The sequence below is a fragment of the Haloarcula sp. H-GB4 genome, assembly GCF_030848575.1.
Taxonomy (GTDB): domain Archaea; phylum Halobacteriota; class Halobacteria; order Halobacteriales; family Haloarculaceae; genus Haloarcula.
On record NZ_JAVDDX010000004.1, the window covers coordinates 122,083 to 139,364 of the forward strand.

Below are 17,282 nucleotides of genomic sequence, written 5' to 3' on the forward strand. Positions count from 1 at the left end.
ATTTCTGGTTGACAACTGTGTAAAATAAAACCTATGCTGATCGTTTCAAATTTATATATCGCAATTGAAACTAGATACCGAATTGCCTTTTTAAACTGAAGTGTAGATGGTTTGTTAATTTATGTCTGACGCAACACCGATGTTGAAGTAATATGGTAAAAAACTGTGAGGTATGACACGGCAGATCCGAAACTACGTCGGCGGCGAGTGGGTCGACACCACCGGCGGCGACGGCGAACCCATCGTCAACCCTGCGACAAGTGACACTCTGGCCGAACTGACCTACAGCAGCGATGCTGATGTGGATCGCGCTGTCGCCGCCGGCACCGAGGCGTTCGAGTCTTGGCAGAACAGAGCGGTCGAGGAGCGAATTCAGCCGCTCTTCCGTTTCAAACGACTGCTGGAAAATCATCAGGAGGAACTCGCGGAGATTCTTGTCACTGAACACGGGAAAACGAAGCAGGAGGCGATGGGCGAACTCCGGCGGGGCATCGAGAACGTCGAAGTCGCCTGTGGCGTCCCCTCGATGATGCAGGGAGGCCACTTACCGAACGCTGCTCCCGATATCGACGAGACTGCTGTGCGAAAGCCGCTCGGAACATTCGTCGCCATCACACCGTTCAATTTCCCCGGAATGATCCCATTGTGGTTTCTCCCGTACGCAGTTGCGACGGGCAACACGTTCATCCTCAAACCGTCTGAGCGGGATCCACTTGTCATCCAGCGTATGTTCGAACTCCTTGACGAGGCCGGCTTCCCCGACGGCGTCGTCAATCTGGTCAACGGCAGCGTCGATACGGTGAACAATCTCATCACCCACAAGGGCGTCGCAGGCGTCTCCTTTGTGGGATCGACACCGGTAGCCAAGCACATCTACGAGACGGCCGCCGCCGCCGGCAAGCGCGTCCAAGCACAAGGCGGTGCGAAGAATCATGTTATCGTCTCTGACAGCGCTGACATTGAGTTCGCGGCCGAAAAGACGCTCTCGTCGGCGTGTGCCTGTGCCGGTGAGCGCTGTCTGGCCAACGATGTTGTCCTCGTCCACGAGTCAGTCTACGAGGAATTCGCCGAGGAACTTACCACGCAGGCCGACGAGATGACAGTCGGTTATGGTCTTGACGACGTGGACATGGGTGCCCTCATTACGCCCGAACACGAGTCCTCCGTTCGGGAGTTCATCGACAGCGCAATTGATGACGGTGCGACCCTGCTTCGCGATGGTCGTGACGTATCCGTCGATGGGTATCCCAACGGCAATTTCCTGGGCCCGACAGTTTTCGGCGATGTCGAGGAGGAGTTCGCTATCTCGCGTGAGGAGGTATTCGGCCCAGTCATTGCACTTGCCAGCTACGAAACCTTCGAGAACGCCATCGCGCGACTAAACCGCAGCGAGTTCGGTAATGCCGCGAGTCTCTTCACCGAACGGGGCGCGGAAGCCAGAACCTTCCGCCAGGATGCGGAGGCAGGGAATCTGGCGGTGAACGCCGGTACCGCCGCTCCAATGGCGTTCTTCCACTTCGGTGGGCGGAAGGCTTCGTTCTTCGGTGACCTCCACGCACAGGCCGATGATATGATTCGGTTTTACACTGACGAGACGATTTATATCGAGCGCTGGCCCTCAGCCTAAATCGCAGACCGATCGCGGCCGCCTCTGTCTCGCGGGGGAAGAATATGTTACCTGCTTCGACGAAGATTTGATCTGAAGGTTACAACTGTTTCGAGAGAGGGCTTGACCCCGCTCCGATAGAGTCCAAGACTTGATACATTGAGAGAGCTAGTCTCAACCACTACGCATGATTGGAAGTTGATGCTATAGCAGGTTTAGCGAGCCTATGATTCGTGGTATCAGCCAGACCAGTGAACAGAAACTCAGTCGATGCGTTTCAGACGATCTTTCATTCGCCCCTTTGTGTCAATCGAACAACTATATCAACGTTTTCCCGAGCTTCTCGATAGTGTTGCCACTCAGCGAATTGAATCGCAGTCTCTGGTCTGTGAATCTCGGCTGCGATCATTCCATGTTGAATAGATTCGATAGCTGTACGAAGATTCGAGGGTTAGACGCGAACGGCTTACTAAGCCGGTCTTCACCTCAGATTTGCAATGGCAGGAAACAACGACCGACACGTCGAGGGTAGTGATTCTAGAACGGGGTGCAACTGATCATGCGCATTCCAGTCCCCAATAACAAACTCGTCGCCTTCACGCTGGCAAGTGCCCTCCTCACAGCCATCGTGGCTGGTGGCCTTGCAATGCCCGGCGTCGGCTTCGGGCAAACTGGTGGGCAATCTGACTCGTCTGGAACGTCCGCGTCGGACGCTTCTCAACAGGTTGCTGCCGATACCCCAACGCCCAATCAGGAGTTCACGCCAGCAGTCCAGACACAATCCGGCTACGAGGAGGAAGAGCACGAGGAGTATGACGGAGACGAGGACGACGAAGACCACGAGGAAGAATACGAAGCGGAAGACGAGGACGAAGAACACGAAGAGGATGAGTGACCAAGATGATGGAATCGCTCGCATCGCTCACTACACGGTTCGGAGACAGTCGCCGCGAGTTCGATTGCTGTGATACGACGTTTCGAGTCCAGGCGACGGGTGTCCGGGCCGGCGCTGCGGTGACCGCGGCGCGAGACACGGCCGAGTCACTCGAAGCTCAGCTGAACGCCTTTGATGAAGCGAGTGCCGTCAGCAAACTTAACCGCGGAGGAGAGGTCGTGAATGAGCACATTGCCCGTATCGTTCGCCGTGGACTCGAATACAAGGATCGGACCGATGGAGTGTTTGATATCCATCAGGGCCGCATTGAGCAGGAACTCAAAACGTTCCTGGGTGGCGACAGTGAAACACCCCCCACAGAATTTGACGCTGGAACAGTCCGCGTTAGCGGCTCTCAGGTCGCTGCTGATGTCGAACTTGACCTCAATGGTCTCGCGAAGGGATATATTGTCGATTGTGCTAGCAAGACACTCGCAGGTCTCGGTCGACGTGGGTTCGTCAGCGGCGGGGGAGATATGTCTCCGCCGACCGGCCCGGTCGCAATTGAGAGCCCGTACGGCGACGACACACCGCTGAAGATTCTGGAGACGGACTGGCACGTCGCGACATCCGGCGGATACCGACGTTCACGAAACGGCACGGACCACATATATGACTCGACTACCGAGTCGCTCGGCTCGCGCCACGAGTCCGTTACCGTCGTCGCGCGTCGGGACTGTATGGAAGCTGATGCCCTAGCGACGACGTTGGCCGCACTCCCACTTGATGAGGCACATGTATTAGCCACCGAATGGGATGGGATGGAGGCGCTGATTATTCACGATGGCATCTTCCACACGACAGACGGGTTTGAGACACATGTCAGGGACACATAAACAGCGAATCACTATTATCGCAATCGTCGTGCTAGTCGTGGCCGTTCCGGCCCTTTGGCAAATCAGCGGCGTTCGTGCCACCCAAGCGACCGAAGAGAAGCAAAGCGACCTCGTCGCTCAGACCGTTTCGGAGCGACAGGCACCGGCGGATTACGACGGGGATGGCATCAACGACTCCACCGACCAGTGTCCGACCCGCCCGGAATCAACGAACGGGTTTCAGGACTCAGACGGGTGCCCAGATGTCGTCGAGACGACAGGGGCATCGTAATGTCGCAGTTTGTCTGGCTCCTTGACCGGGGTGCCGCGCTCGTCGCATATCCGGTGCTGTACCTGGCGGTACTCACCGGTGCCCTCTACAACACAGAGTCGTTCGGCGTGCTCCATGAGGCCGCCCAACGCATACACATCGAACTCTCTGTGCTTGCGATGATCGTTACGCTACTCCACGCGGGGCTTGGTATCCTTGACGCGTGGTTCGTCGTCAGCGGTCAGGTTCCAGCGCCGGCATACTCGATGCCGTATTTCTTTGGAGGGATCACCGTCGGCGGCGGTGCACTGCTCATGCTCGTCGTTGCGGTGCTTGGCTTTACTGACGCGAAACGTTTCCAGCAACCATGGGGGCCACGTGTCGTCCACTCGTTCGCGTACGCCGGGTTCACTTTCGGGACGGTTCACGCGGCAGCGATCGGGACTGATTTGACTGGTCTGATCCGCCCCCTGCTGGGCCCCTCAGTTGCGTTTCTCGTGTACGTGCTCCTGTTGCGCCTGCTGATGCTTCGCAAAAGTTCATCGAACACGATCTCGACTTAGTAGCCGTCCCAGAGGCCAAGGATCCGGTCGACGACCTTGTCGGTGAACGAGCGTTGATGAATCGTATAAAGGTATTTGACCTGGTCAGGATCGCTGACCTCGTAGACGACGCTGCGACCGTCGCGCTCTTTCGTGACGAGGTCAGCCTCAGAGAGCTTCGACAGATGCCACGAGATGGTCGATTGCGCCTTGTCCAGGCGGTCGCTGAGCTCAGTTGTCGAGAGCGGGCCGTCCGCAAGAAGGTGCGCGAGGATGCGGCGACTGTACTCCCGTCGCAACGCGTTCATCACTGCCTGGTCGCCTTCGTCGAACTCGGCAGCGGGGTAGTACCGCGTGTACTTGCCGTCGTCCGAGACATCGATCAGCCCTTCGTCAGCGAGCCAGCGGAGGTGATACTGGAGCGTTCCCTGCGCGTACTCAAGATCGTTGAGGAGCGCGCGAAAGTGAACGCCCGGCGTGTCAGCTACTCGCTGGTAGATCGCCCGCCGAGAGTCTAGTTCGAGGTCCGGTTCCGACATTGCTCAGTCTCGCATGAGGGCGACGAAGAACGTCAGGAGGCCACCGAGAATCAAGATTGCACTCCCGTGTTCGACCAATTCGAGCGTCGCATACGGGATATACGGGAGCAGCGGGTACTCAAGAAACACGATGAGTCCGTAGACGGCGAACATCGTGTATCCGAGTGTGACGATTCGCATCCGATTATCGCGTTCCCGTTGCCACGCGAGGAGGCTGAGGAGGCTGAGTCCCCCTGCAAGGACGAAGATACCGAGACTGATGTATTGTTCGAGGAGTTGAGCGAGTGGCATACGTTACTGTCTGTGCATACGGCCGGTGCGACGTGCTCGGCGGTCGGTACAGGTCAACGGATGATGGTATCGGTGAAAACGGTTGGCGTTCAACCGTCGAATCCAATCAAATAGGAGCGTCGTCCGCAGCGAGGACGCCGGCAGTGACACCGACGACGCCGAGCGCCGTGCTGGGCCGGAGTGTTCCGGCAGCAGCGAACCCGACGGCAAATAGGCTGGCGGCGAGCGAGAGGCGGGTGGGCGGCGCAGTGGCGGGCCTCCTCAGGGGAACAGATGCCGACGGTCAGGTCCGTCTCAACCGTGGTGGGTGGACCACCGAACAGCTCCGACAGGGCCATGGGTCCCTCCTCGTCAACGACGGCCGTGAGCAGGACGTCGCCGGCAAGGTCACGGTCGGCGAGCCGATTAAACGCGACCATCACGGCCGCGAGTCCACCCTTCATGCCGCAGGCGCCCTGCCCGTACAGTTTACTATCAAAAGCACCTCGTTTTGATTCCGGCTGACGGAGACTTCAGGCGTTCTGCGGGGCATATTCGTCAATCTAACTGGGAGATGGACGCCGTCTGGAAATATGGCATCGCTCAGACGGCTTGCCTGGCTGTGAGAGTACTCGGGACGATGCTATTGTCTACCAGCTTCGGACAGCATCCCATGTAGCCCCAAGCGGTACCTGATATCAATGAATTTGTTACCAGTTGGAGGAGGACTACTGTACTATGGATAGTTTAGACCCTCGTGTTCAGATTAGCTGGTTCCACGCGAGGCTGAACGACCAAAGCCAATCGTCAACCGTTTCTGCTTCAGCGTTGCTGAAACAGTTTGGGAAACAGATAGTTCGCCGTTTTACCTCTCTAAAGACACGTTCCGCAGCGTTCCGGTTTCCATGTTTTTCGTATCTGAAATCCACTCCGTATCGGTGACACGCAGCCTGTAACGATTTGGAGCCATCGACGAGAAACACGGTGTCGTCAATGTCGTATTTCTCGCTGAGTTCGGTGAGACTGGACTGAGAGAGAACCTTCAGAGTGGTCGGTCTAAGCTTTGTATGAAGCAATTCATTTGTTTGTGAATCGACAGCGGCGTACAGCCAGCACTGTTCATCATTGAGTTAGATCACGGTCTCATCAACCACAACGTGATCCTGTGACCGGCCGTCTTCGGGCTGTAAATCAGCCTTGTGAACCCAATTATGCACAGCCGAACGAGCGCGTTGGACGCCGAATCCCTCAAGAATAGAAACAGTATTCGAAAGTGATAGTCCGGCTAAGCGTGGATGCAACTGACTACTCAGCTTCATCAGCAGTCGCGGTGTCGCTTCTCGCTCCACAAAATCTAAGTCGATTTGGGCGATGCTACTGCTGTAGCTAGCGTTTTCGGGCATAGAGCACTCAGAAAACGCTACGCCTCACTCTTCAATCTCTATCTGAACCCACGGTTGCAAACGTTCAAGTCGGACACAGCCACCCAGCGGCAGCCGGCTAATCACAACAGTCACTGCTCACCACACGGAAGCGGGTCGAAAGCCTGCCGATCGATATAGTAGTGTTTCTGTACACACGCCAACGCTGACTATGGTCGACGGCAGTCGGGACACTACACCTACTGGCCACCGCAGCGACGGCCCGGAAAAATCCCGCCGCTAGTCTGTGCCTGTTGCTGCTGGTGACCTTGGTTATCTGACGGAATCGACCTGACGGTACCACCATGGCTTAAGTATACAACTGCACTACAGAGGAGCCGAATGGGTTCGGAGCCGGAGTCGACGGAGACATCGCTGGAGACACTTCAGGAAGCACTCCAAACGGAGCGGATTACCTACGTTGATACGCTGAATGAAGATATCGGCGCAGTTGTTGAGAGTGCAGACCAGCTTGCCTTCGATTATGTTGTCGGTGACGTCTCTGACTACGGCGTGTCCTCGAATGACCATGTCCACCTTGATCTGGTCCATGAGGGCTCGACGATTCATTGTGTGCTCTTCGGGTACAAGCGGTCAGCTATCGACACCGCAATCGAGGACGGGATGCAGGTGGCTGTCAAAGGCTCACTGTCGTACTACGAGGAGGGAGGCAACGTGTCCGTCATCATCGAAGACATCGTTGAGGTCGGTGAGGGCACGTACCAGCGTATCTACGAGCAAAACCGGCAACTGCTGGACTCGGATGGGTTGCTTGATCCGGAGCACAGACAGGCTCTTCCAGACTTCCCAGAGCGAATCGGGATCGCCACCAGTGCGACAAGCGATGCCCGGATGGATGCGGTCACCAGCATTCACGAGCGGTATCCCGATGTGGATCTCGTCATCCAGAACACGAGTGTCCAGGGCGATGATGCAATGATGTCGATCATGGGCGCGATCAGTGAACTTGATGACGACCCGCTGATTGACGTCATCGTTCTCACTCGTGGTGGCGGTTCTGACAAGCATCTCCGGGTGTTCAACGAAACACCACTCTGTCGTGTCATCCACAAAACCGAGACACCGATTGTGGTTGGGGTCGGCCACGAGAACGACCGAACACTGGCCGATGAAGTGGCTGACAGACGGGTGATGACACCAACCGAGGTGGGCAACATCGTTCCGGAGCGGACAACGCTGAACGCGGAACTGGAAACATTCGAAAAACGCCTCAACACAGCCTACACAGAGACCGTGGAGACGGCACTGGAAACGATGGATGGCCGGCTCACACGTGCCTACGGACGGACAGTTGAGTCAAATCTGTCCGCGTTCGATGCTGAGCTTGAACGCACATACGACACACACGTTCGCGATGAACTGACCGAGCTTGAGAACCGGCTAGAGCAAGCACGAACCCAGTACGATCAGCAGCGAAAACGTGAACAGGAGGCCGCAGCCCATCGCCGCCAGCGTCAGCGGCTGCTGCTCATCTTGGTAGCGCTGGGCTTGCTTGTTGTGGCCTTGCTCCTGTACATCCTGCTTCCACTATGAAAGACGAGACAATCGCCGACAAGACCGACCGGCTTGAACAGATTATCCAACAACTCGAAAACGGAGACGTCTCGCTGGAACGAGCCAATGAACTCCATGCTGAGGGGACGGAACTGATTGCCGAACTCGAATCAGAGCTGGCAGTTGGGGATGGCGAGGTTATTGATCGCTGAAGTCCGGTTCAAACTGTCTTGAGCGATAGTACTCTCCTCACGGAATCAGCTCATATGTCGACTTTAGCCACAGTCTTGCTCCCAATTAGTTCGTCACCCAGCCAATTGAGTCATTGTACTGCCGGAGATACGCTGGCTTGATGTTGCCGTCCAGCTGGGGGACGGACTCACCAGCCCGGTCAATGATTGTCTGTTTCAGCAGGTCACTGTTGGTCTCGAAGTCGGGATTGATATGCAGCCGATAGTCGTGGTCGATGGTGAATAGTTCACGGTCGAAGGCTGCGTGGTGAATTTTGCTGAGTGGGAGGACATTGGTAGGATCCGCCCGGTGCTGTGGGTAATCACTCCAGGGCAAGACATGAGCGACATCCAACAGCCCGCGGTGGTCAACACCGGATATTGGACAGGTTCCATCATACTGGACCAGTACCGTCTCCCGGAACTCCGGGTCAACTGCCCGGGCCTGGACCGTCGTTTCGTAGGTCGTTGCAGTTGGAGCAGCTGTGGTGGCTGTGTCGGGACGTGGATCAGATCCGGCCCACTGCTCGACGGCGGTCTCGACGAACTGGTGGCCCTCATCCGTGAGTGCATACTGGTGACCGTCCTTGTGGACGAGTCCGAGGCTCCGAAGCCAGTTCGCCCGCTGTTTGGCCATATCCGTGTTGGTTGGGTCCCAGCCCAAGTTTGCGTGTGTGTTGAGTTGCTGGTGCCCGATTTCTTCGATTGTCATCGGAGCGGGGACGAGCGAGTACAGCAGGCTACGGAGGCCGACGTTTCGGCGACACATGATTTCGAGCAGCGTTTCGGTCGTTTGCTCAGCGACGTAGGTGGTCCCCTCTGGCCCAAGGCGCCAGTGATGGCCGTCATTTTCAATAAATCCGACATTTTCGAGATAGTCGATCCGGCGCTGGATCGAGTCTCGACTTGAGACTCGTTCGAAGTGGCCCCGGTGCCAGCCGATGAGTTCATCGGGTGTAGGTTGTTGGTCATCAACATACTCGAGGATTGCAGTGAGTGTCTTGACGTAGCTTGTTGCCCCGCCGAACATCGGGACGATACTCCGGAGCCGGTCAGGTGGCATCTCTGGCTGGTATTTTGCAGGTCAGTACATGTCCTTTGGGACTACGCGGTCGAGGAAGGCCACAGAATAAGCACCCATCTGCTTCGAGGTGCTGGAGGAGGAGCTTTCGGCTCTGGTCGGTTGCGAGTTCGGTCAGCGACACGTCATCGTTACTCACACAACTTTCTGCCAAGCCGGGCTCGCTTTGAGTTCCTGAACCGCTGCGCGGAGTTCTGATTGAAGTGCCCCATAATACCGCTTTCGACCAACAGGTGTCTGGATACGGATAATGGCGGTCTCGCTCGTTACCTCAAACAGCGACAGCGACCACTGCCCAGCTTGATAGGACCATGTGCCGAGCGCCGTTGATTGCTCATCGTGAATAGAGCGTGTGCCTAATTCCCAACTCTGTCGTGACAGATGAGGTAGATTGAATGGAACAACATCGGGAAGCGTGGCAGAACAACTGCTCTCACACCGATTGGTATCTACCGCCATAGAACGAAATCTAGAACCGATCAGTAAAAACGTGTCTACTTCCCCGCCTAGAAGCGCCGACCGATCTTCCTCTGCAACGAGTCCTGCAGAAAGCTATCTACCGATGTTCAGAGACGTGGGATGGGGCTGAGGACGGCTCGACTGTGCGGTCAGACGCGAACGTCGGGACGCTGGCCGACGGGACATTCCAGAGCAGGCGTCCCACGAGGCCTATAAAAACCGCACCGGAATACCTCGAACAGCCTGCACAACTCGTCAAAGAATCCCCTCGTAGAACCAGTCACGGAGCAATAAACGCAACACACGTCGAATCCTGAACACGCTACCGGCAGACACGAACGAGTACTGGGGCGAGTGGATCAGTCGACAGTCGCTGTTTATCCATTTTCATTGGGATTGAGCCAGTAGTAGACTACCGTCATGGTAAGTCCGACCACCATTGCGTCGAAGCCCAGTGGTCTCCCGATGGCGATACCAATCCCAAACATTATAGCCGCCGTCATGACTCCTGTCACGAGTGCGTATTCAGCGCGCGAACGGGCGCGGAGCCACTGGTCGAGACGGTTGTAGAGGTCGCTCATTGCACAGTTGCGTCCCGCTGATAGCTGGTGAGTACTGTCGGCAACACGACGCCAACGCCAATAAGAACTGCCCATGATACCCACGTAGCGACACTGCCCAGTGAGGCATACCAGAGCAGCACTGCGACGACGATGAAGGGGAGGGTGGTTTTCGTCTGCCTGGAGACCATGGGTTATAGTTGTTGGATAGAAAGTGTAAGCTTACCGCTCCCGAAATCAGGCTGTCGCCCGACCGACACCAACCCAGCTACTGGGAAGCGCCGGGATATCGCTGGGAACAGCGCAGGGTTGGTCTTACCGTCCCATAGCTGGCCGACACTGCCGGGGTTGACGACGAGTCCGTCGTCAAGAGTCTCGGCGTGTTGGATATTTCTGGACTGTCTCTTTGGAGTCCTGACCTCCCAGAACTCCCCTGTAGTGAGGTGTTATAGAACTGTTCACATCCCATCTTCGAGACTCCTGAATCCTCAGTGCAGAGCAAAATTCTATCAGTTCGTGCAACAGACATATGCTTGAAACGCAGTCCGCGGCACCAATGATCGGATTAGAACGAGGGACAGTCGAACTTGTCCCGTATCAAGCGGAGTGGAAACCCCTCTATGAAAAGGAAGTTGCGCACCTGAAAGCCGTTGCAGGTGAGCGACTGCTTGATTTCGAACACATCGGTAGTACCGCGATCGAAGGAGTGCCAGCGAAACCGATCATTGACATACTCGCTGTTGTCGAAGACTTGAAAGATGTGAGGGGCTTTGTTCGAGTTCTCGAGGAGAACGGGTATGAGTACCGACCCGATGACGACGTACACGGCCGGCTATTCTTCGCTAAAGGGCCACGCACGAACCGGACACACTACCTCTCGCTCACGGAATGGGAGAGTGACTTCTATCACGAAAAAATCGCCTTCAGGGAGTACCTTAGAGAGCATCCGGAGGTCGCTGAACAATATGCGTCGGTAAAGCGGGCACTAGCGCAGAAGTACCCAAAAACGAGAGACAAATACACCGCTGAAAAGAGTGATTTTATCCAAGATGTACTTGATCGTGCAATGAGTGAGTAGTTCATATTGAGTGAATATTTCACGCAGTTGCTGGCGGAACTGTCTCGAGAACTACGGCGCTTTGACGAGCAGCGCAAGGTCGTCCACGACCACCCTGATGAACGAGACCGGGATACAGAACCCGGGGACTTCGTGCCACACCGCTTGAGGCCAGAGACGCTCCTGTTCCGGGCCATACACAGAGTGATTCGTTGTGGGAACTGGTCAGCAGTCTTGCAGTCGTCCATCCACCCGGACAGTGAGGCCTTCTTCGCGAGCGTAGTCCGCGACGGCCTTGAACGGAAGACCGAACGAATCGACGGGTGCCTCCTGTGGAATTGGCCAGTCATCGCTGTAGACGACGTAGGAATTGGTGGCAAGGCTGTACTCTCGACCGGCTTCGATATTCTGGCCGTTGACAGCCACACCGATTAGCCGTCCAGCCTCAGAATCGTACTTGACGGTCATCCCGCTGACGTCACCGTGCCAGAGCCGTCCGTCTCCGCGGTGGGGACGGAAGGCCGCCTCCAAGAGGGCTCGTAGCTGTTTACCCGTGACGTGGAGGGCTTCTACCGTACCGCCGAAGGGGTGTACACTGGCCACCTCACCAGCAGTGACCTCGCCAGACAGGGGTCGCCCCTCTCGAAGACCGCCATTGTGGACGAAGCTAACGTTGGTATCAGCCGCCCAGCGATAGGCGTCGGCCACGAGATTGCCGACGCGACTCTCGCCGCAGGTTCGCCGGTCGATATCTCGATGGATCGGGTCATCAACAGTGGCAACAGTCTCCAGCAGGCCGACACCGGCCAACTGTTCGCGGGTCGTGTCGGCCACGAACTCGTCGATAGGTCCCTCGGCTGTCGAATGACGGGTGGCAATCGGCGAGCGAATACCGTCGAAGAGCTCGACTTCCCAGACCACCTGCCCGTTCGCTCCGGGGCGGACGATCAGCGTTCCGTCGACAATTTCGTGGCGTTCCCTGTGGACGTGACCACCGAGGACCGCATCGACGCCGTCAACGGCCGCAACGTCGGTCTCTAAGTCGCTCCGCAAGTGTGCGAGAACGACGAAATGATCGACACTGTGACCGAGTTCACTGACCGCTGTCCGCACGCTCTCGACAGGACTGGTCACGTTCAGCTCTGACGCGCCGGTGGGCGCAATCCGGGGAGTCGCAGGATCGATTACGCCGACGAATCCGACTCGCTGGGCATCCCGGTGCAGGACTGTCGTTCCGTCTAACCCAGCGAAGGGAACGCCACACTCGTCCTCACTCTCCCCTTCAAAGACGTTCGCGACAATCCACTCCTGTGGACTCTCCGAAACCACGTCCAGAATAGGATCAGTTCCAAAGTCGAAATCGTGGTTTCCTAACGTCCCGATGTCGGTACTCACTGCCCGGAAAAACGGCATCGCTTGACGCCCTTCGCAGTAGTGGGCGAGGACACCCGGTGCAGTGTTGTCGCCGGTGCCAGCGACGACTGCGTCCTCCCCGTATATCGACTGGATGGTTCCGGCAAGCCGACCCATTCGCACAGGATCGTCACAGGCGTTCTCAATGTCTGAGTAGTGAAGCAGCCGGACCGACATCGCTCAAAACTGATTCCAGCGGGGCATAAAAGTGTATTTCGCTTGTGATATATTATCCCAGGGCTCCCGCTCTGGTCCCCAGCGAAACCGTCTCTATTGCTAGGCGAGATGCGTTTTCCGAAAAATAGCCTCGATTGGCGCGTCCACCACTTGTTACGATCCGATTTCTTTAGGTCGATTGTTCGGCCAGCGTTTTGAGTTCCACCAGTCGCGGCAGTTCTGTGACGCCGCTCAGTACAACCAGAATCGACAGCGTGTTTTGATCGGGCGTCGGCATATCGCCGCTCCGAACCTCCGGTGACTGGAGTTCCTCTGTGAGCCATCGCCGCCCGTCGGTAACGGCATCCCGAATCAACCACGCGGGCGGCCCGGCAAACACAGCAAGGGCTCTATCAACCGAATCTAGCTCACACTGGGCTGTCAGTTTGCCACGCACCGCTCGGCGGAGTGTCGTCTCGACGGCGTTGTACGCCTCGATTTCGTCGACATCGTCTGTGCTGTCACCGAGAAAGCGGTTTTTGAGCTGGTCTATAACTGTCCCGTCACCGCTGCCAGCGTCCGCCTGCAGTTCCTGACTGGCGTAGCCAAGCGTTGTGAAGCCCGAATCCGAGAGGGTATTGATTATTTCGCTGGCGTCGACAACACTCTGGCCGACAGCGTCGGACGCCGTCGCCTCACCCGCTGCAAGTAGCGCCCCCAGCCGCGTCACAACTGTCTCATTCAGCGTCTCGGAGGCCGCCTCGACCGTCTGCCCGCTGCCGAGCCACGCTTCGTTATCGAACAGTATCTGCCCGTCGACGGGCGATTCCAGCGCCCGAAGTGCCTGCATCGTGTTCGCGGCTGCATCGTCGTCTCTGCCTGCGGGTAACACCGCCAGACAGTAGACTGGGATCGTGTAAACCTCTCTGAGCGCATCAGCAATGTGGGCCGTGGCGCCGCTGCCCGTCCCGCCCGCAAGCCCAGCCACGACGACGATGGCGTCAATGTCGCTTGTTACCAGTTCGTCTATCGCCCGGCGAACTTCGAGCTGTTCGTCTTCGATAGCGGCGGTCCCGCTCGTTCGGTCCCCGTCTGTTCCGGTCCCATTTGTTTCGGAGAGTCCGAAGGTATGCCGCCGGTCGGCCGGGAGTGCGTCGAGTTCGTCGAGCGCTTCGGTGTCCGTGTCGACAGCACAGGCCGCACCGAGATACGTTGTTTCGCGGCGTTGATTGTCCTGCAACAGCCGCTCAACGATCCGGCCCCCAGCACCACCGATTCCGACTGCCGCGACTCGCATATGCCGTGTTTAGTGTAGACTGACATTAATAGTCCGACTCGGTACGAGGCCCCACCGGTACTTCGTAGCATGATGAGTAACAGCGGAATAGCGTCTGCGCTTCACCAGCGCTCCCCAAAGCCGGTGTCCGGGATGTCCGGGAACGATACTGTCACATGTCGGAGGAACAGAGGCCTTTCATACGGCAAGCGCTGAGATGGGCCGTGTCTCAGGACCTCGCCAACGAGCCATCCGATTCCCTGTCTGTTACTATCTCCGGCGGGTCGATGGGCGGCCTGTTTACCGGCATCGCTCTTGACAGTGCAGGCCACGACGTGACTATCGCTGAGCAATCGGCCGGCGACCTTCGAAGTCGCGGCGGCGGCATCGTCGCCCAGCAGTCAATCCGCCAGTTCCTCTCACGTCACGACATCGTCGACCCGGCGAGAATAACCACCCGAGCCAGTGAGCGGCGCTTTCTGACCGCTGACGGCGATGTACGGACATCGACACCGGATTCAATGGTGTTCACTTCCTGGGACGCCGTCTATCGTCAGTTGCGAGCGGCGTTCCCGGACGACCGCTACCACACCGGTCGGACTGTCACGGGTGTCAGGGCCACAGACGGCACGATTAGATTCGCTGATGGGGACCGGACCACCGCCGATCTGGTCGTCGCTGCCGACGGCGGGCAATCTACAGCCCGTGCGCAACTGTTTCCCGACACCGACCCGGAGTTTGCTAACTACGTCGCCTGGCGTGGTGTCGTCCCGGAAGCGGACCTGTCGGACGCAGTCATTGACGCGTTCGACGGCCGTTTCACATTTTATCAAGGGGAACAGATGCTCATCCTCGCGTACTTCATCCCGGGCGAGGATGGCAGCACCGCCCCAGGTGACCGCCGTCTCAACTGGGTCTGGTACGACACACTCTCCGGGCGAGAGCGTGAGACTATTTTCACTGACACAACAGGTACGAGCCAGCAGTTCAGCGTGTCGCCAGGACAACTCCGCGACCCGGTCGAAACCCGCCAGCGCGAGCGGGCCGCCGAGATACTGCCGCCCGTGTTTACCGACCTCGTTGTAACAACAGCAGCCCCCTTCGTGCAGGCGATTTACGACCTGCAAATCCCCCGGATGACAGTCGACAGGGTCTGTCTGCTTGGTGATGCAGCGTTCGTCGCCCGACCGCACACTGCCGCTGGCACTTCGAAGGCGGCCAGTGACGCCGTTGAACTCAAAGCCGCTCTCGACCGCCACAGTTCGCTTGGGGACGCACTGGCGGCGTGGGATGATGCCCGGACCAACTACGGAGCGCGTCTCGTTGCGCAGGGCAAGCGAATGGGCGACGAACGGTTGTCCCTTGGGAGTTGATGGACTACCGTTCTGCGTGCGGGTCTCTCGGGTATCGGTTCGGTACTGGCTCTTAGATTCTGGCGTTGTCTTCCCGCATTGTAAGAATGGACAGCGTGTTACTTGTCTGCTGCTCCGCTAGTCAGTATATGACACTCGTTGTGCCGTTCGACGGCTCCGAGCTGGCCGAGGCAGCACTCGTCCGGGCGACGGAGTTCGGCACCGTCTTCCAGGAGGATGTGCTGGCCGCCAGTGTCATCCGGGATGGGAATGCCAAGTACGCTCGGGAACACGACTGGATCGGACCGAACGAAGACTTCGATCTGGAGACGGTCGTCACCTCACTGCACGAACAGGTGATGGACCTGTGTCCGAGTTCGGATTTCCGGCATACAGTCGTAGATCGGTACGCGCCGGCTGGGGCTGTAGCGAAAGCCATCCGCAAGATGGCCAAGAGAGAAGACGCCTCAATGGTATTCATCGGAAGCGAAAACGCCGGCCACCTCGTCACAAGCATCAGCAGTGTTGGGGGATCGATTGCCTCGGACGATGCCTACGACGTTGTCATCGTTCGACATCGTAACCCGTCGAAGATCGCCAAGCTCAGGAACACGTCCCCGCACAGACAACAGAAATCCGATTTTTATCTCCCGGAATAGGTAACGACGGTCGTTCGGCAAAACAAGTATTGAAGATAGAAGATCGTCCTTGAACGCTTTTCCGCCGAATATCTTCGTGCCCTGTCTCACCGATTGGGAACCTGTGGTATCGTTCATTTAGCAAACGCCGTGGGAACCACGTATGCAGATACGCGCTGTCCAACGGAGTGATGCCCGGTGATGAAACTGTCACGGCGCGACTTCCTGACCGCGGCGGGTGCAGGGACGGTCGGCGCGCTTGCCGAAGGGGCATGGGGCGCGACACAGTCCACAGAACCGATAACAAGCGTTGACAACCCGCTCAAGTCCTATCCGAACCGGGACTGGGAACAGGTGTACCACGACATCTACGCCTATGACGAGGTGGACTGGACGGTGTGTCACCCCAACTGCACCCAGTCGTGTGCGCTGAACTTCTACATGAAAACGGCGTCCCGATACGGGCCGAGCAGGTCCGCACCGAGTTCGGTGCGCTCGCTCCCGGCGAGTCACTCCATCTCGTGACTAATACCCGGCCGGGTAACGTCAGCGGAACGCTGGAAGATCTTACCGCGACACCGCCACGGATGGCCATAGAACAGAAAGGGTCCGACGTGTGGGCGCTACAGATATCAAAGACCGACCCAGACACAGCCGAAGACGCGGCCTGTTAACGGACGATCAACTGGGCAATCCTCCCTCTTCTGATAGCGCGTCCATGGCTGCGCGGCAATCACAGAATCGACAGACTGCAAGCAGATATCACAACCGTTTTTATTACCAACTGTATATCGGTAGGTGGGTTCTGGTCCTCGCTCAATTTCCCCTTGAATCCAATCCAGATCATCGATTGGCCCGAGTCCAGAACCTGTCGTCGTGGATGACGACTTCGAATGGTGTGTGCATGCCACTCCCCCCGGCTGCCCACCATTCTTTTACTGACCTGAACTGAGGAGCGGACAGTACTGGAGACACTTGTGCAGACATTCGATTGTCGCCATGCCGTGTTTCTTCAGCACCGAAGCGGCTACAGGACAGTTCGAGCATACCAGCGTGGCTCTGGAGCAAGTGTATACATTGAAACCCGCCGCATACACATCGGTGCATGCACCAGGGACGGGTGGGATATCTACTTCAGAAGCTAGCC

Annotated in this window: 17 protein-coding genes and 2 pseudogenes; 11 read left to right on the top strand and 8 right to left on the bottom strand. The window is 57.4% G+C overall.

Features of this window, described 5'->3' with window-relative positions; all coding sequences use genetic code 11:
- Positions 1-172 precede the first annotated feature (172 nt).
- The 5 genes from mmsA (at position 173) to RBH20_RS18555 (ending at position 4,189) form a co-directional block, all read left to right on the top strand.
- Positions 173-1,627: a CoA-acylating methylmalonate-semialdehyde dehydrogenase gene (gene mmsA, locus RBH20_RS18535; RefSeq protein ID WP_306711437.1), complete on the top strand. Its 1,455-nt coding sequence runs from the start codon at positions 173-175 to the stop codon at positions 1,625-1,627.
- Positions 1,628-2,165: 538 nt separating this feature from the next.
- Entirely contained in the window at positions 2,166-2,501 is a 336-nt protein-coding gene (locus RBH20_RS18540) for a hypothetical protein (RefSeq protein ID WP_306711439.1), read from the top strand.
- A gap of 5 nt (positions 2,502-2,506) precedes the next feature.
- Positions 2,507-3,376 (top strand): FAD:protein FMN transferase, encoded by an 870-nt coding sequence (locus RBH20_RS18545; RefSeq protein WP_306711441.1) that lies wholly within the window; start codon positions 2,507-2,509, stop codon positions 3,374-3,376.
- The gene (locus RBH20_RS18550) at positions 3,360-3,647 is read left to right on the top strand and encodes a hypothetical protein (RefSeq protein WP_306711443.1); all 288 of its coding nucleotides are present in this window, start codon (positions 3,360-3,362) and stop codon (positions 3,645-3,647) included. Before RBH20_RS18545 ends, RBH20_RS18550 begins: the two co-directional genes overlap by 17 nt.
- Complete coding sequence (locus tag RBH20_RS18555) at positions 3,647-4,189, top strand: hypothetical protein (protein WP_306711445.1); 543 nt, start codon at positions 3,647-3,649, stop codon at positions 4,187-4,189. The genes RBH20_RS18550 and RBH20_RS18555 overlap by 1 nt, the downstream gene beginning before the upstream one ends.
- On the opposite strand, the gene RBH20_RS18560 is transcribed toward RBH20_RS18555, so the two are convergent.
- The 4 genes and pseudogenes from RBH20_RS18560 to RBH20_RS18575 all read right to left on the bottom strand — a co-directional run bounded on the left by RBH20_RS18560 (position 4,186) and on the right by RBH20_RS18575 (position 6,380).
- Positions 4,186-4,707, bottom strand: a complete 522-nt coding sequence (locus RBH20_RS18560) for a metalloregulator ArsR/SmtB family transcription factor (RefSeq protein WP_306711447.1) — start codon at positions 4,705-4,707, stop codon at positions 4,186-4,188. The genes RBH20_RS18555 and RBH20_RS18560 overlap by 4 nt on opposite strands.
- A 3-nt stretch (positions 4,708-4,710) precedes the next feature.
- Positions 4,711-4,998, bottom strand: a complete 288-nt coding sequence (locus RBH20_RS18565) for a hypothetical protein (RefSeq protein WP_306711449.1) — start codon at positions 4,996-4,998, stop codon at positions 4,711-4,713.
- 329 nt (positions 4,999-5,327) lie between these two features.
- Positions 5,328-5,474 (bottom strand): annotated as a pseudogene (locus RBH20_RS18570) (M20/M25/M40 family metallo-hydrolase); the annotation flags it as partial.
- Between the two features lie 264 nt (positions 5,475-5,738).
- Positions 5,739-6,380, bottom strand: a pseudogene (locus RBH20_RS18575) (IS6 family transposase).
- A 360-nt stretch (positions 6,381-6,740) separates the two neighbouring features.
- Between RBH20_RS18575 and xseA the strand changes: the two are divergent.
- Entirely contained in the window at positions 6,741-7,952 is a 1,212-nt protein-coding gene (gene xseA / locus RBH20_RS18580; RefSeq protein WP_306711451.1) for an exodeoxyribonuclease VII large subunit, read from the top strand.
- Entirely contained in the window at positions 7,949-8,125 is a 177-nt protein-coding gene (gene xseB / locus RBH20_RS18585; protein ID WP_306711454.1) for an exodeoxyribonuclease VII small subunit, read from the top strand. The genes xseA and xseB overlap by 4 nt, the downstream gene beginning before the upstream one ends.
- Before the next feature lie 85 nt (positions 8,126-8,210).
- Here the strand turns inward: xseB and RBH20_RS18590 are convergent, their stop codons facing one another.
- Both RBH20_RS18590 and RBH20_RS18595 read right to left on the bottom strand, forming a co-directional pair.
- Positions 8,211-9,206 (bottom strand): HNH endonuclease, encoded by a 996-nt coding sequence (locus tag RBH20_RS18590; protein ID WP_306711456.1) that lies wholly within the window; start codon positions 9,204-9,206, stop codon positions 8,211-8,213.
- 854 nt (positions 9,207-10,060) lie between these two features.
- Positions 10,061-10,264, bottom strand: coding sequence for a hypothetical protein (locus RBH20_RS18595; protein ID WP_306711458.1), 204 nt, complete (start codon positions 10,262-10,264; stop codon positions 10,061-10,063).
- 535 nt (positions 10,265-10,799) lie between these two features.
- On the opposite strand from RBH20_RS18595, the gene RBH20_RS18600 reads away from it, so the two are divergent.
- The gene (locus RBH20_RS18600; protein ID WP_306711724.1) at positions 10,800-11,321 is read left to right on the top strand and encodes a GrpB family protein; all 522 of its coding nucleotides are present in this window, start codon (positions 10,800-10,802) and stop codon (positions 11,319-11,321) included.
- 204 nt (positions 11,322-11,525) lie between these two features.
- Here RBH20_RS18600 and RBH20_RS18605 read toward each other — a convergent pair whose 3' ends face one another.
- Together RBH20_RS18605 and RBH20_RS18610 are read right to left on the bottom strand one after the other, a co-directional pair.
- On the bottom strand, positions 11,526-12,890 hold the full coding sequence (locus tag RBH20_RS18605) for a bifunctional UDP-sugar hydrolase/5'-nucleotidase (protein ID WP_306711460.1): 1,365 nt from the start codon (positions 12,888-12,890) through the stop codon (positions 11,526-11,528).
- A gap of 169 nt (positions 12,891-13,059) precedes the next feature.
- Entirely contained in the window at positions 13,060-14,166 is a 1,107-nt protein-coding gene (locus tag RBH20_RS18610) for a tubulin/FtsZ family protein (RefSeq protein WP_306711462.1), read from the bottom strand.
- Positions 14,167-14,369: 203 nt separating this feature from the next.
- Here RBH20_RS18610 and RBH20_RS18615 point away from each other — a divergent pair, with 203 nt between their 5' ends.
- The 3 genes from RBH20_RS18615 to RBH20_RS18625 all read left to right on the top strand — a co-directional run bounded on the left by RBH20_RS18615 (position 14,370) and on the right by RBH20_RS18625 (position 16,660).
- Positions 14,370-15,518, top strand: a complete 1,149-nt coding sequence (locus RBH20_RS18615; RefSeq protein WP_306711465.1) for an FAD binding domain-containing protein — start codon at positions 14,370-14,372, stop codon at positions 15,516-15,518.
- A 128-nt stretch (positions 15,519-15,646) separates the two neighbouring features.
- The gene (locus tag RBH20_RS18620; RefSeq protein WP_306711467.1) at positions 15,647-16,156 is read left to right on the top strand and encodes a universal stress protein; all 510 of its coding nucleotides are present in this window, start codon (positions 15,647-15,649) and stop codon (positions 16,154-16,156) included.
- A gap of 180 nt (positions 16,157-16,336) precedes the next feature.
- Entirely contained in the window at positions 16,337-16,660 is a 324-nt protein-coding gene (locus RBH20_RS18625) for a twin-arginine translocation signal domain-containing protein (protein WP_306711469.1), read from the top strand.
- Positions 16,661-17,282 lie beyond the last annotated feature (622 nt).